Source organism: Amycolatopsis acidicola, from assembly GCF_007713735.2.
In the GTDB taxonomy this organism is placed as follows: Bacteria; Actinomycetota; Actinomycetes; order Mycobacteriales; family Pseudonocardiaceae; genus Amycolatopsis_E; species Amycolatopsis_E acidicola.
In genome coordinates, this window is record NZ_VMNW02000009.1 from 47,948 (window position 1) to 61,381 (window position 13,434).

General features: G+C 71.4%; 16 protein-coding genes. 8 read left to right on the top strand and 8 right to left on the bottom strand.

Features of this window, described 5'->3' with window-relative positions; all coding sequences use genetic code 11:
- Positions 1 to 71 precede the first annotated feature (71 nt).
- Both FPZ12_RS08820 and FPZ12_RS08825 read left to right on the top strand, forming a co-directional pair.
- Complete coding sequence (locus tag FPZ12_RS08820) at positions 72 to 305, top strand: hypothetical protein (protein ID WP_144748326.1); 234 nt, start codon at positions 72 to 74, stop codon at positions 303 to 305.
- A 24-nt stretch (positions 306 to 329) separates the two neighbouring features.
- The gene (locus FPZ12_RS08825; RefSeq protein WP_144748325.1) at positions 330 to 1,625 is read left to right on the top strand and encodes a hypothetical protein; all 1,296 of its coding nucleotides are present in this window, start codon (positions 330 to 332) and stop codon (positions 1,623 to 1,625) included.
- On the opposite strand, the gene FPZ12_RS08830 is transcribed toward FPZ12_RS08825, so the two are convergent.
- Together FPZ12_RS08830 and FPZ12_RS08835 are read right to left on the bottom strand one after the other, a co-directional pair.
- Positions 1,608 to 2,081 (bottom strand): hypothetical protein, encoded by a 474-nt coding sequence (locus FPZ12_RS08830; protein WP_243769745.1) that lies wholly within the window; start codon positions 2,079 to 2,081, stop codon positions 1,608 to 1,610. The genes FPZ12_RS08825 and FPZ12_RS08830 overlap by 18 nt on opposite strands.
- A 56-nt stretch (positions 2,082 to 2,137) precedes the next feature.
- Positions 2,138 to 3,529 carry a DUF2252 domain-containing protein gene (locus tag FPZ12_RS08835; protein ID WP_144748324.1) on the bottom strand — a complete coding sequence of 464 codons (1,392 nt, stop codon included), beginning with the start codon at positions 3,527 to 3,529 and terminating at the stop codon, positions 2,138 to 2,140.
- A 109-nt stretch (positions 3,530 to 3,638) separates the two neighbouring features.
- Here FPZ12_RS08835 and FPZ12_RS08840 point away from each other — a divergent pair, with 109 nt between their 5' ends.
- The gene (locus tag FPZ12_RS08840; RefSeq protein WP_144748323.1) at positions 3,639 to 5,018 is read left to right on the top strand and encodes a diacylglycerol/lipid kinase family protein; all 1,380 of its coding nucleotides are present in this window, start codon (positions 3,639 to 3,641) and stop codon (positions 5,016 to 5,018) included.
- Between the two features lie 3 nt (positions 5,019 to 5,021).
- Here FPZ12_RS08840 and FPZ12_RS08845 read toward each other — a convergent pair whose 3' ends face one another.
- The gene (locus FPZ12_RS08845) at positions 5,022 to 5,531 is read right to left on the bottom strand and encodes a DUF1269 domain-containing protein (RefSeq protein ID WP_144748322.1); all 510 of its coding nucleotides are present in this window, start codon (positions 5,529 to 5,531) and stop codon (positions 5,022 to 5,024) included.
- 144 nt (positions 5,532 to 5,675) lie between these two features.
- Between FPZ12_RS08845 and FPZ12_RS08850 the strand changes: the two genes are divergently transcribed.
- Together FPZ12_RS08850 and FPZ12_RS08855 are read left to right on the top strand one after the other, a co-directional pair.
- On the top strand, positions 5,676 to 6,089 hold the full coding sequence (locus FPZ12_RS08850; protein WP_243769746.1) for a DUF7144 family membrane protein: 414 nt from the start codon (positions 5,676 to 5,678) through the stop codon (positions 6,087 to 6,089).
- A gap of 35 nt (positions 6,090 to 6,124) precedes the next feature.
- Entirely contained in the window at positions 6,125 to 6,583 is a 459-nt protein-coding gene (locus tag FPZ12_RS08855) for a DUF7144 family membrane protein (protein ID WP_144748320.1), read from the top strand.
- A gap of 53 nt (positions 6,584 to 6,636) precedes the next feature.
- Here FPZ12_RS08855 and FPZ12_RS08860 read toward each other — a convergent pair whose 3' ends face one another.
- Positions 6,637 to 7,152 carry a hypothetical protein gene (locus tag FPZ12_RS08860; RefSeq protein WP_144748319.1) on the bottom strand — a complete coding sequence of 172 codons (516 nt, stop codon included), beginning with the start codon at positions 7,150 to 7,152 and terminating at the stop codon, positions 6,637 to 6,639.
- A 35-nt stretch (positions 7,153 to 7,187) separates the two neighbouring features.
- Between FPZ12_RS08860 and FPZ12_RS08865 the strand changes: the two genes are divergently transcribed.
- Positions 7,188 to 8,849, top strand: coding sequence for a SulP family inorganic anion transporter (locus tag FPZ12_RS08865; protein WP_144748318.1), 1,662 nt, complete (start codon positions 7,188 to 7,190; stop codon positions 8,847 to 8,849).
- Positions 8,850 to 8,852: 3 nt separating this feature from the next.
- Here FPZ12_RS08865 and FPZ12_RS08870 read toward each other — a convergent pair whose 3' ends face one another.
- Complete coding sequence (locus tag FPZ12_RS08870; RefSeq protein WP_144748317.1) at positions 8,853 to 9,203, bottom strand: carboxymuconolactone decarboxylase family protein; 351 nt, start codon at positions 9,201 to 9,203, stop codon at positions 8,853 to 8,855.
- Between the two features lie 264 nt (positions 9,204 to 9,467).
- Here FPZ12_RS08870 and FPZ12_RS08875 point away from each other — a divergent pair, with 264 nt between their 5' ends.
- A complete protein-coding gene (locus tag FPZ12_RS08875; RefSeq protein WP_144748316.1) occupies positions 9,468 to 10,196 on the top strand; it encodes a class I SAM-dependent methyltransferase in 729 nt (242 codons plus the stop codon).
- Positions 10,197 to 10,218: 22 nt separating this feature from the next.
- On the opposite strand, the gene FPZ12_RS08880 is transcribed toward FPZ12_RS08875, so the two are convergent.
- Positions 10,219 to 11,283, bottom strand: coding sequence for an AI-2E family transporter (locus tag FPZ12_RS08880; RefSeq protein ID WP_243769747.1), 1,065 nt, complete (start codon positions 11,281 to 11,283; stop codon positions 10,219 to 10,221).
- A gap of 139 nt (positions 11,284 to 11,422) precedes the next feature.
- Here FPZ12_RS08880 and FPZ12_RS08885 point away from each other — a divergent pair, with 139 nt between their 5' ends.
- Complete coding sequence (locus FPZ12_RS08885) at positions 11,423 to 11,806, top strand: SHOCT domain-containing protein (protein WP_144748314.1); 384 nt, start codon at positions 11,423 to 11,425, stop codon at positions 11,804 to 11,806.
- Position 11,807: 1 nt separating this feature from the next.
- Here FPZ12_RS08885 and FPZ12_RS08890 read toward each other — a convergent pair whose 3' ends face one another.
- Both FPZ12_RS08890 and FPZ12_RS08895 read right to left on the bottom strand, forming a co-directional pair.
- Complete coding sequence (locus FPZ12_RS08890; protein ID WP_144748313.1) at positions 11,808 to 12,701, bottom strand: oxidoreductase; 894 nt, start codon at positions 12,699 to 12,701, stop codon at positions 11,808 to 11,810.
- Positions 12,702 to 12,776: 75 nt separating this feature from the next.
- A complete protein-coding gene (locus tag FPZ12_RS08895; RefSeq protein ID WP_144748312.1) occupies positions 12,777 to 13,340 on the bottom strand; it encodes a CGNR zinc finger domain-containing protein in 564 nt (187 codons plus the stop codon).
- Between the last annotated feature and the right edge of the window lie 94 nt (positions 13,341 to 13,434).

The following is a 13,434-nucleotide window of genomic DNA, read 5'->3' on the forward strand; positions in this document are numbered from 1 at the left end:
CGGTGCCCGTGGGCGACGAACGTGCACGAAGGGAGACAGAGCGGCGGCGCAACGGGCGAGGAGATGGCTCCGTGTCGGAGACGAACTACGAATTCCGCGTGCACGGGTGGCTTTCCGAACCGCTCCGCGAGGCCGTCCGGGAATTCAGCGACGTGCGCATGATGCACGCGCCGCCGGAGACCCTCATCTACGGCGCCATCTCGGACGAGGCCCATCTGCACGGAATGCTGACCCTGCTGGAAAATCTCGGGCTGCGGATCGTGTCCGTGCACGAGATCCCGGCGCTGCCCGAGGATTCCGGCTGACGGCACGGGGAACGGAGGCCGGTGATGGCCGAATCGGTGGAACAGCACCCCCAGACACTCACCGAGGACGAGCGCGCCGAACTCGCCCGGCTCCGGGCGGAGGTCGCACGGCTGCGGACCACGCGGGGAAAGCGCCGCTTCGCGTGGAAATCGCTCGCGGCCGGAGTGCTGCTGGTGATCGGCTGCCTGCTCGCGCCGCTGTCGCTGCTGACCGTGTGGGTGCACAACCAGGTCGCCGACACCGACCGCTTCGTCGCCACCGCGAGCCCGCTCATCCGCGACCCGGCCGTGCAGGCCGCGGTCACCGACCGGGTGTCCGACACGATCTTCAGCCAGCTCGACATCGAGGGCCTGGCCCGCGACGCGGTGACCGCGCTGGGCACGCAGGGCGTCCCGCCGGTCGTCACGGACACCTTGCAGGGATTGGTAGGCCCGCTCGCGTCGAGCGTGCGGAGCTTCGTCCACGACCGCGTCGCCGACCTCGTGGCGAGCCCGGGCGTGGCGCAGCTGTGGGATCAGACGATCCGCACCGCGCACGAGCAGATGAACGCCGTGCTGTCCGGGAACAGTCAGGCGGTGGTCGTGTCGGGCGGCGAGGTCCGGCTCGACCTGGCGCCGTTCATCACGGCCGCGAAGCAACAGCTCGTCGCCTCCGGCCTGACCGTCGCCGCGCGCATCCCGGACGTGCACCCGACGATCCCGATCACCGACGCCACCACGCTGACCCGCGCGCAGCGCGGCTACTCGCTGCTCGACACGATGGCCACCTGGCTGCCGTGGGTGATGCTCGTGCTGCTGGCGCTCGGCGTGTACCTCGCCCGGCACCATCGCCGCGCCCTGCTCGGCGCGGGGCTGGGGATCGCGCTGTCGATGCTCGTCGTCGCGGCCGCGCTGCTGATCACCCGCGGCGCGCTGGTCGGCGCGGTTCCGCCTCGCGCGGCGATCGCCACCGGGGATTCCTACGACATCATCGTCCGCTTCCTGCGCGACGGGCTGCGCACCGTGTTCGCCGTCGGCGTCGTCGTCGCGGCCGGCGCGTTCCTCGCCGGGCCCTCGACCACCGCCGTGGCCATCCGCAAGGGCACGAAGAAGGCGATCGGCGTGCTGCGGTTCGGCGGCCTGCGGACCGGCCCGGTCGGGCCGTGGGTGCACGCGCACCTGACCGCCCTGCGGGTGGCGCTGGTGGGCGTGGCCGTGCTGGTGTTCGTCTTCCTGGACCGGCCGAGCGGGCTGACCGTGCTGATCATCGCGCTGGTGCTGGTGTTCTGCCTCGCCGTGGTGCAGTTCCTGGACCAGCCCGCGTCAGCTGCTCGAGGGTGAGGACGACTGGCACAACGTTGCCGCGTCCCGCAGCGCCGAGACCGTGTCGTTCGCCGCTGTCCTGGCGCCCTGGAGGTCCGGGGGCTGCGCGGTCACGGCCGTCTGCAGGCGGCCCAGCGCGGCCTTCGCGTCGTCGAGGCGGGCGCGGGTCTCCGGCCCGACCGTCGCGCGTGCCTGGTCGACGGAGGTGGACAGGTCCGTGACCGCGGCGCGCACCTGGTCTCCGGTCGCCTGCCCGGTCACGAAACTGGTCACGGTGGCGAGCAGGGTCTGGCTCGCGGTGACGAGCGCCGAGCACTCCGCCCTCGCGGACGAGGTGGTCGCCGGGGCCGACGAAGCCGGAGGCGGTGTGGTCGTCGTGCCGCCGCCACCTCCGCCGCCGTCGGAACACCCGGCGGCGAACGCGGCCACGACGGCCAGCGCGGCGCCACCTCGGAGCAAACTCGTCCGGCCCATGTGCACTCGCCTCCCTCGACGCACGGCCAGACTCCCGGGCGCGGCCGGGGAGCGCCTCATGTTTTCCGGGTGATGAAGGCGCGCAGCGCGGAGTGATCGAGTTCGTTCTGGTCCGCGTAGGCCACCGCGAACTCGCGCACGGCGTGGTCGAAAACCGGCCCCGAGCCGAGGTACGCGGCGATCGCCACGCCGTCCCCGGACCTCGCGTGCGCCCGCGCCAGCGTCCAGCCGCACAACCGCCCGTACGTGGCCATCGCGGTCGGGCGCAGGCTCTCGATCGCGACCGAGCCCTTGCCGTCGCGTAGCTGCCGGACGTAGAAATCCCGCTCCGCGCCGTCGATGCCGGGCACGCGCACCCAGCCGAGGAAGATGTCGCTGACGGTCTGCATCAGCCGCTGCCCGACGATCACCCGCTGGCCGTGGTTGGCGTACTCGCTCTTGCCGGCGAACTCCTCCAGCACCGAGCGGCTCGCTTCCTTGGCCTGCAGGAAAAGCGCGTCCTTCTCGAAACCGCCGAGCAGCATGAGCATCCAGCAGCGGGTGCCGACGCTGCCGACGCCGACGATCATCCGCGCGATGTCGGTGAGCGTGTAGCGGTCCAGCAGCGCGCGGCGTTCCGGCTCCAGGGTCCTGCGGTAGGCGCGCAGCACCTCGTTGAGCTGGCCGTAGAGCGTCTCCGGATCGAAGCCCTCCACGGCCAGGTCCTCGACGCGCACCACCCGGGGCGGGTCCGAGGTGATGCGCGGGGTGCCGTCCTCGGTGGCCGTGAACCGGACGAGGGACGCGGCGTTGTCCCGCGACTTCGCCTTCGCGACCGTGCGGTCGAACTGCTTGCGGCCCGCCGAATCGAGGATCGGGGCGGCGAGCGAGCGCACCGATCCCACGTCGGCGTGGGCGTACCAGACGTCGAGCGCCGTGCGCCCGGCGAACTCCCGCATCGCGTTCCGGTAACCGCCCACCCCTTCGAGCACGATGCGGTCCCGGTCGCGCGCGGAGAAACCGTTGTCGCGCGCGGCCACTTCGAGGCTCGCGGCGAGCCGCTTCACGTCCCATTCCCACGGGCCGGGCAGCGTTTCGTCGAAATCGTTGATGTCGAAGACCAGCCGGCGTTCCGGCGACGCGAACAGCCCGAAGTTCGCCAGGTGCGCGTCCCCGCAGGCCTGCGCGGTGAACCCGGTCCGCGGCGTCGGCGCGAGATCGTGGGCCATCGGCAGCGCGGCCCCGCGGTAGTAGGCGAACGGCGATTCCGCCATCCGCTTGTACCGGATGGGCACCAGCTCCGGCACGCGGACCTCGTCCTGACGCGCCAGCAGTTCCAGCGGCGCCGGGCTGCCCTCCTCGCGCACGAACCCGGCGTGCGCCGAGCGCGGGACGCGGGCGCGGGCGGCCTTTCCCTGCGCGATCCTTTCGTCACGGGACATCGCTGGTGTCACGGCTTGCGCGGTCATCAGCGCAGGGTATGCCCGGCCGGGCCGAGGTGCCTCCTCCAGCGTGGGTGAGCGGGGTTCATCTGGGAAAGGTGAGCCGTCCCGTCCGCCCGGTTCGCACCGTGGGACGGTGGCAGACAACGAAGAATCCCCTCGCCCTTCGGTCACGCGCCGGGTGTGCGCGGCACTCGCGCTGGTCGCCGCGCTCGCGGCGCTGGGCACGGCGATCGGCGCCCTCGCGCGCCATCCCGTGCAGCTGGTGATCGCCGTGGTGCTCGTTCTGATCGCGGTGGGGGCCGCGTGGGCGGCGCTCGTCGGCCGCGGCGCTCGGCGCGTCTTCGCGGGCGTGCTCGCCCTGGTCGCGCTCGCCGGCATTCTCCTGCTGCCGGACCTGCGCGCCTTCCTGCTGATGATCGTCGTGATCGCGCTGTGCGCCGCCTCCGGCGCGCTGGCGCGGATCGCGTTCGCGCACGACCTCGCGCCCGACCGCGCGGGCGTGCGCGTGCCCCCGGCCCGGCGCGGAGTGCTGCTCATCAACACGCGCTCCGGCGGCGGGAAAGCGGCCCGGTTCCGGCTCGAGTCGCGGGCACGCTCGCGGGGCGTGGTGCCGATGGTCCTCACGCCGGGCGACGATTTGCGCGCGCTCGCCGAGCAGGCCGTCGCGGCGGGCGCCGACGTACTGGGCATGGCGGGCGGGGACGGTTCCCAGGCGCTCGTGGCGGATGTGGCCCGGCGGCACGGAATCCCGTTCGTCTGTGTCCCGGCGGGCACCCGCAACCACTTCGCGCTCGACCTCGGGCTCGACCGCGACTACGTGCCCGCCGCGCTCGACGCGTTCGGCACCGCGTACGAGCGGCGCGTCGATCTGGCCACTGTGGACGATCGCGTGTTCGTCAACAACGCCTCGCTCGGGGTGTACGCCACGGTCGTGCAGTCCCCCGGCTACCGGGACGCGAAGGTCGCCACGATCGCGCAGCGGCTGCCCGAGCTGCTCGGGCCCGAGGCCGTCCGGCCCGACCTCCGGTTCAGCAGGCCCGGCCGCGGGGAACAGCCCGGCGCCGACGTCGTGCTGGTGTCCAACGGCGTCTACCGGCTCGATCACATCAACGGGTTCGGCACGAGGGAACGCCTGGACGCCGGGCGGCTCGGGATCGTCACGGTCACCGTCGACCGCGCCCGCGACGTGCCCGCGCTGGTTTCGGCGGAACTGGCGGGACGGCTGCACGAATTCCACGGCTACCGCGCCTGGACCGGGACCGAGTTCGTCGTGGACTCCGGGCAGGCGCTGGTCGAGATCGGCGTGGACGGCGAAGCGCTGCGGCTGCCGCCCCCGCTGCGGTTCCGGATCCTGTCCGGCGCGCTCCGCGTCCGGGTGCCGCTCGACGCGCCGGGCGCCGCCCCGGCCGCGCTGGTCCCGCACGGGGTGTTCGGGGCCGTGTCGGCGCTCTTCCTGGTCCTGACCGGGCGTCCCGCGCACCGGCCGAACCAGGAAGAGCACCAGGCCGGCTGACTTTCAGAGGTGCTGCGCGTCCGCCTCGGTGTCGGCGAACGCCTCGCGCAGCTGCTCCTCCTGCTCGTTCGACAGGTTCGTGGTGATCAGCGACGCCCCGGTCTCCTTGAACGGCCGCAGCACCTTGTCCGCCACCACGTCGCTGGTCACGACGAACAGCGCCGAAGTGCCGGGCACGACCTGCCGCCGCACCTCGCTGATGAAGTCCTCGTCGATCCCCACGTGCGCCATCGACCCGGTCAGCGCGCCCACCGCGGCGCCCACCGCCATGCCGAGCAGCGGCACGAAAAAGATCAGCCCGAACAGGAACCCCCAGAAGCTGCCGCCCAGCGCGCCGCTCGCGGTCAGCTTGCCCAGGTCCTTCGTCTTCGGCTTCTTCCGGTCCATCGGCCAGGTTACGTATGCGGCGTCGTTGACCCGGATCACCTGTTCCTTCTGCAGCCGGGAAAGCAGATGAAGCGCGTTCTCCGCCCCTCCGGCCGTGTCGAACTTCCACACCGTCAACGTGCCCATCTGCTGCCTCCTTGTCGGGGGGGTTTCGGTGCGGCACGGACGATGGCCGCCGCCTCCGCGCGGCGCCATCACCCGGACCGGATGAGGACAGCCCGGCGCCCGCGGGCGGAAATTCGCACCGGAACGCCGATCCGGGAGGACACGATGACCGGCACGACCGAGCCACGGCGAGCCACCGGCTGGACCGGCTGGGTCGCGTTCTGCGGGCTCATGCTGGTGCTGCTCGGGTTGTTCCACGCGGTGGAAGGACTCGTGGCCGTTTTCGACGAGGGGTACTACCGGGTCGGTTCGTCGGGGCTTTCGGTGCACATGAGCTACACCGCGTGGGGCTGGCTGCACCTGGGGCTCGGCGTGGTGGCGGTGGTCGTCGGCATCGGCGTGCTCCGGGGCGGCACCGTCGCCCAGGCCGCCGGCGCCGTCTTCGCCGCGGCGAGCGCGGTGGTGCACCTGCTGTTCATCGCCGCGTACCCGGCGTGGTCCCTCGTGGTGATCACCATCGACGTGCTCGTCATCTACGCGCTCATCGTGCACGGCAAGGAAATCACGATCGAAGACTAGAGCGGCCTCGTAGCCGGAAGACAGGAGAAGGACCTATGAGCCAACAAGCGCACCCGGGTACCGCCGGCGGGCCCGGGCCCATTTCCGGACAGCCGGAGGCCAGGACCCGCACGCTGTGGGTGGGCTGGATCTGGTTCGGCGGCGCGATGATGATCCTGCTCGGGATCTTCGGCGTCATCCAGGGCCTCGTCGCGCTGTTCAACGACAAGTACTACGTGGTGGGCCCGGAGGGCCTGCTGGTGTTCGACCTCACCGGCTGGGGCTGGGTGCACCTCATCCTCGGCGCGCTCGCCATCGTCGCCGGGTTCGCGTTGTTCAGCGGCGCGACCTGGGCCAGGGTCACCGCGGTCGTACTCGCCACCATCAACGCCGTGGCACAGCTGGCTTTCCTGTCCGCGTACCCGGTGTGGGGCACGATCTGCATCGCGCTCGACGTGCTGGTGATCTGGGCCGTGATCGTGCACGGCAAGGAAGTCCAGTCCGACCGGTGGTGATCCCCGGTCACCACCGGCTCCCGCACGGCCACGCCGCCGTGCGGGAGCCCTCGTCAGTGCAGGTGCAGCAGCACGAGGTTCTTCAGCAGGATCAGCATCAGCCCCAGCAGCGCCGCGGTGGACGTGGCCAGCACCAGCCACCATCCCCGCAGCCGCGCGACCCGGCCGGCGGACCAGACGTGGAAAACCAGCAGCAGCACCGAAACCGCGAGGCCGGTGTTCGCGGCGGCCGACCGGGACGCGCCGGCGAGGCCCGCCAGCAGCAGCACCGCCACCGGCCCGTAGGACGCCGTCACCATCGGCCAGGTCGCGGCCAGTTCGGCCCCGATCTGCCGGCGGCCGGGCAGCCGCCCGCCTTCGACGTGCTCGCCGAGCAGTTCCGCGTATTCCTCGGCCACCCAGTAGACGACGAGCGTGACCACCACCGCCAGCGCCAGCCCCACCGTGGGCAGGGCACCGCCCGCCGCGGTGAGGATCGCGGCCGTGACGATCGAGCCGTAGATCCCGGCGGCACGCCGGCGGCCCGGCGAAGTCCCGGCCGCGGTGGTGTCCGGTGAAGTCCCGGTCATCGCCGTCCTCCCGTGAGTCCGTTGTGGAGGGTCGAGTGCCGGCCTTGCTGCCGGGCGTGGAGCTCGTCCGCTCGTACCGGCGGCGGTGGCTGGCCAAGGACGTCGTCGCCGGGGTGGTGCTGACGACCCTGCTGGTCCCGCAGGGCATGGCCTACGCCGAGCTGGCCGGGCTGCCGCCGATCACCGGGCTGTACACGTCGATCCTGTGCCTGCTCGGTTACGCGGTCTTCGGTCCTTCGCGGATCCTCGTGCTGGGGCCGGATTCCTCGCTCGGGCCGATGATCGCGGCCACGATCCTCCCACTCGTCGCGGCCGGCGGCGACCCGGCGCGCGCCATCGCGCTGGCGTCGATGCTCGCGTTGCTCGTCGGGGCGATCATGATCGGCGCGGCCGTCGCGAAGCTCGGGTTCATCGCCGACCTGATCTCGCGGCCCACCATGACCGGCTACCTCAACGGGCTCGCGCTGACGATCCTCGCCGGGCAGCTGCCCAAGCTCCTCGGCTTCCACGCCGACGACTTCCCCGCCACCGTCCGCGCGATCGTGGACGGCGAGGTCGTGCCGGCCTCGGCGGCGGTCGGGATCGCCGGCATCGCCGTGATCCTGGTGCTGAACCGGTGGCTGCCGAAGATCCCGTCGGTGCTGGTGATGGTGGTGCTGGCGATCGGGTCGACGTGGGTGTTCGGCCTGGCCGGGCACGGCGTGAGCCTCGTCGGCGAGCTCCCGCGGGGGTTCCCGCCGCTCACCCTGCCGCACGTGTCGTTCGGTGATCTCGGGACGCTGTTCGCGGGTGCGGTCGGGATCGCGCTGGTTTCGCTGGCCGACACGATCTCGACGGCGTCGGCGTTCGCGGCGCGCGCGGGGCAGGAGGTGCACGGGAACAAGGAGATGACCGGCATCGGCGTGGCGAACGTCGCGAGCGGGCTCTTCCAGGGTTTTCCGGTCAGTACCAGCGGTTCCCGTACCGCGGTCGCCGAGCAGTCCGGGGCGCGCACGCAGCTGACCGGGGTCGTCGGCGCGGCACTCATCGTGCTCATGATCGTGCTGGTGCCCGGGCTGTTCCGGAACCTGCCGCAGCCGGCGCTGGCGGCGATCGTGATCACCGCGGCGCTTTCGCTGACCGACGTGCCGGGCACCGTCCGGCTGTGGCGGCAGCGCAGGAGCGAGTTCCTGCTCTCCATCGCCGCGCTGCTCGGGGTGGCGCTGCTGGGCGTGCTGCCCGGGATCGCCATCGCGGTCGGGTTGTCGATCCTCAACGTCTTCCGGCACGCCTGGCGCCCGTATTCCGCCGTGCTCGGCAAGGTCGACGGGCTCGACGGGTACCACGACGTCAGCTCCTACCCCGAAGCACGCCGGCTGCCCGGGCTCGTGCTCTACCGCTACGACGCGCCCCTGTTCTTCGCCAACGCCAAGACCTTCCGCGACGAGATCCGCCACCTGGCCCGCGAGCGTCCACAATGGATCGTCGTCGCCGCGGAGCCGATGACCGATGTGGACACCACCGCCGCGGGCATCCTCGCCGAGCTCGGCACCGACTTGGCCGAGCACGACACGAAGCTCGTCTTCGCGGAGCTGAAGGACCCTGTCCGCCGGAAAATCGCCAAGTACGGCCTGGAAACGGTCTTCGGCCCCGACAGCATCTTCCCGACGATCGACGACGCCGTCGACGCCTACCGCGCCCACACCGGCGCCCGGTGACCCTCAGCTGTCCGCCGCACCGGCGATGCCCAGCGCGCGCAGCACGTTCCCGGCCGCCGCGGTGATCCGCGCGCTGCCGACCACCGGCGCGAGCGCCACGAAAACCGACTGCACGCGCTCCGCCGTCACGCCCGAATCCGCGGCCAGCCCGAGACTCACCAGATACGACGCGGGCGGCGCGTCCATCGCGATCAGCGCGGCAAGGCGCACGAGGAAATACGTGTCGGCGGGCATCCCCGACCGGGCGAGTGAGTCGAGGTTCATCGCCACGAGCTGCTCCAGCACGGGCGCCTCGCCCCGCGCGATCCCGGTCAACGGCGACTCCGCCGGGTTCGGGTCCACTTCCGCGGTCATGGCGGCCTCCTTCGGCACGGTGGAACGGACAGGCGCTGCCACGCTCGGGGACACCGGCCGGTCCCGGCATCGCCCGCTTCGGGTGACCACTCCACCGCCCGGCCGACGCGGAGCTCCTGCCGGATCCGGTGCGGCACAAGGGCCGGCGCGAACGCCGGACCCGCCCGAAATGTCAGCCGAGCGAATATTTGGCCGGTGTAACAGTTGTGCCCCGCACCCGACTTAGTCACGACCAGGCCTTCCGGCGATCAGTGAGGGGCGACCATGACAGATTCCTTCCTCGGCAAGGCTTTGCGCGGCCCGCGGGCACTGGCCCGCCGGACGCTCGACTCCGCGGCGGAGTGGGAGGTGCTGCACGATCTGCGGCTGCGCCTGCGTTCCCGGCAGGATCGCTACACCGACGTCTATGACTCGCAGGCCTGGGAGAGCGCCGAATCGGGCTCGGGGACGGGCTCCGAACTGCGCGCGACCGACAACGTGCGCGAGCGCCTTCCCGGTCTGCTGCGACGGCTGGGCGCAAGGTCGCTGCTCGACGCGCCGTGCGGTGACTGGAACTGGATGCGGCACGTGGACCTGCCCGTCGAAGAGTACTTCGGCGTCGACATCGTGCCGTCCGTGATCGAGGAGAACCGCCGGCGTTTCGGTGGCGCCGGGCGCGCCTTCTCCGTCGCGGACCTGTCTCGCGACCCGCTGCCCGCCGCGGATGTGGTGCTGTGCCGGGACTGCCTGGTGCACGTCTCCTACCAGGACGCCGCGGCGATCCTCGAAAACTTCCGCGCGACCGGCGCGGAATGGCTGCTCCTCAACACTTACCCGGAAATCCGGCGCAACCGCAACCAGTTCACCGGTGCGCGCTGGCGGCGGCTCAATTTCTCGTTGCCCCCGTTCGGTTTCCCGGAACCACTGGAGACGATCAGCGACGGCGGTGACGTCGACCCGAGCCAGCTGGGTGTGTGGAAACTCCAGCAGCTGCCCAGGATCGGCGCTTTCTGAGGATCGGCCGAAAACCCTTTCCTCACAACGATCTTCCGCCGACGAACGCGGACAGCCAGCGGGCCCGCGGGTCGGCGTCGACCAGCAAAGCCTTCACCAGCAAGGTCAGCGGCACGGACAGCACCGCACCCACCGGCCCCAGCAGCCACGTCCAGAACACCAGCGCGACCAGCTGCACCGAAACCGGCACCCCGACCGCGGTGCCCACGAACTTCGGCTGGACCAGTGAGGTCAGCACGAAGTTCACCACCACGAACACCACGACGACGATGATCAGCACGCCCCACCCGCCGGTCAGCAGGCCGAGGATCGCGGGCGGGGCGATGCTGAGCCAGAACCCGAGGTACGGGATGTAGTTGCAGATGAACACCAGCAGCCCCCACAGCGGCGCCAGCGGAACCCCGAGCAGCGCGAGCACGACCGCGTCCACGGCGCCGGTGAGCATCCCGATCACGCTGGTCACCGCGAGAAAACGCCGGGTGCCGACCGCGAACCCGCCGAGCGCGGCGGCCAGCCCCGGGCGCGCTTCCCGGAGCGCGCGCAGCCGCGGCGCGGCGCCCGCCGCCTCGATGGCCTGGAAGAGCAGGAGCGACAACAGGAAAACCAGAGTGCCGAGCACGGAAGTGACGCTGCGCAGGAGGCTGAGGACGTAGCCCGCCGCGCGTCCGGTGTCCAGCGTCGAAACCAGGGTGCGCAGTTCCTCGGGCCCGATCCCCAGATCCCGCAGCGTCGACAGGGTGGCCGCGATCTTGGCGTTGGCCTGCTCGGTGTAATTCGGCAGCACCGTGGCCAGCCGCGCGATCGACCACAGCACGACCCCGGCCAGCACGGCCAGCACCGCGTAGATCGCCAGGAGCAGCAGCACCACGGCGAGCCAGCGCGGCACCCCGCGCGCGATCAGCCGCCCGTGCACCGGGTACATCGTGATCACCAGGACGAGCGCGAGGAACACCGGCGCGACCAGCCAGGCGACCGCCGAAATCCCCGCCGCCACGATGACCAGCCCGGCGAGGAATCCCACCACCACGACCGCGCGCGGTAGTCCGGCGGGCTTGCCTTCGGGCGACTCTTCGTTCGTGGCGGCCACCGACGCAACATAACGCCCGGCCCCGGCCGCGCAGGACAGACACGCTGATCGTCCTCCCGGGTGCACCGGGAAATCGCGAAATGCGCGGCGCCGGTTCTTGCCGCACACTGATCTTTTCCACGACCGAAAGGGCGGAGTCATGGATTTCCTGCACAATATCGGCAGTTTCTTCTGGTCCCTCTTCTGGCTTTTCGCGTTGGTCGCTTACCTGATCGCGTTGTTCGCCATCGTGGGCGACCTGTTCCGGGACCGGGAACTCGCCGGGGGCTGGAAGGCGCTGTGGCTGATCTTCCTGTTCTTCGTGCCGTTCCTGACCGCGCTGGCCTATCTGCTCTTCCGCGGCCAGGGAATGGCGGAGCGCTCGAAGGCGGCCGCGCAGCGCCAGCAGGAGGCCGTCGATTCCTACATCCGCGACGTCGCCGCGAGCCCGGCGGACGAGATCAGCAAGGCGAAACAACTGCTCGACGACGGCGCCATCACGGCCGGAGAATACGACCGGATCAAGGCCCGCGTCCTGGCGTGAATCAGCCGGGCCCGTCGCTCGCGGCGGCCAGCAGGGTGGCCACCAGATCGCTGATGGGCGTCGAAATGCCGTGCGCCCGGCCGCGGCGCACCACGACGCCGTTGCGGATGTCCCATTCGAGAGGCCGGCCGGCTTCGCGGTCGGCGAGGATCGACGTGCCCATATCCGGCGGGTAGGCCTGGAAGCTGCCGAGGATTTCCCTCGGCACCTCGTCGCCCAGCGCCGCGCCTTCGGCCCGCGCGACTTCGAGGCATTCGCGCAGGTAGGCGAGGGAAAGCTCGGCGATGTCGGGCCTGGCGAACATGCCCGTGCGGCGGCCGGTGAGCACCATCAGGCCGGCGGCCGCGTTCTGCAGCAGCTTGCGCCACGTCACGGACTTGAAGTCCGCCGCAAGTTCGACCGAGCACCGGGTGCCCCGCAGCGCCTCGGCCACTACGGCGCCCGCCGGGTTGTCCGGAACGGTGAGCCGCGCGTCCCCGCGCAGCCACACCGAGCCGTCGGGCTGCGCCTGCGCGGGGAACCACACCACCGACGGCAGCACCGGGCCGCCCTTGGCGTACGGCGAGACCAGTTCCTCCTGCTCGACGCCGTTCTGCAGCACGCAGACCACGGTTTCCGCGCCACACAAGGCGGACAGCCACGGTGCCGCCGCCTCCGTCTGCGTCGTCTTGACCGCGACGAAAACCAGGTCAGCCGTCCGTGCGATGCCGGCCGGATCCGTCCGCACGGGCCCCGGGACGATGACGCTCCCGGCATCGTCCCGGAGCTCCAGCTGGGCGCGGGGCGAGCGGCCGCACACGACCGGCGTCCGGCCGGCCTCGTGCAGCGCCGCCGCCACCGTCGTGCCGATCGCGCCCGGCCCGATCAGGGCGATCGTGGGTTCTTCAGCCGTCACGACCGGAAACCTAGTCGGCGTTGATCTCGCCGGGCGGACCGGGGCGGCCGAAAACCCAGGCGCCGCCGGTGACCATCACGCCCCCTTCCGGCGGCTCGCAGTGAAGCGCGCCTTTTTCTGACGGTTCCCGCAGGTGTTCATGTCGCACCATTTGCGGGTGCGGCTTTGGCTGGTGTCGAAGAAGGCCGCCCGGCAACTGGGCGACGCGCACAGCGCCAGTTTCCCGTCGCGTTCGCCCGCGATGAGGTCGATCGCGTCGGCGGCGATCACGCCGAGGGCGTCTTCCACGCGGGAAGCCGAGCTGAGCCGCCACTGCCGCTTGCCTTCCGGCGTCAGGACCGCCGCGGCGCGGCCTTCGACGCTGCAGTCGTTGATCACCCGGACAGCGGCGGCGGGGAGCGGGTCCTGAAGTGCGGCCGCCGTCGCGGCCGCGTGGATCGCCTCTCGCAGTTCCCGGGCGCGATCGAGCTGCGAGTTGGTGCAGGAGTCCACGGCGAGACCCTCGACCGCCAGCCAGTCGACGAGTCGCCGCGGCGTCGGAATGCGCTCGACGGCATCGCCGCGCCGCTCCGTCAGCGTCGCCGTGAAGCTCGTCGCCAGCACGGAACCGAGGCGGAACTCGGGGAACTCAGCACGCATGGAACCACCTTAGCCGGTTGCCCCTCGCCGCGAGACCGTGCTAGAACCGGCTTAGCCGGTTCGCGACACGTCGGACCCGCCCGAGGGCCAGGAG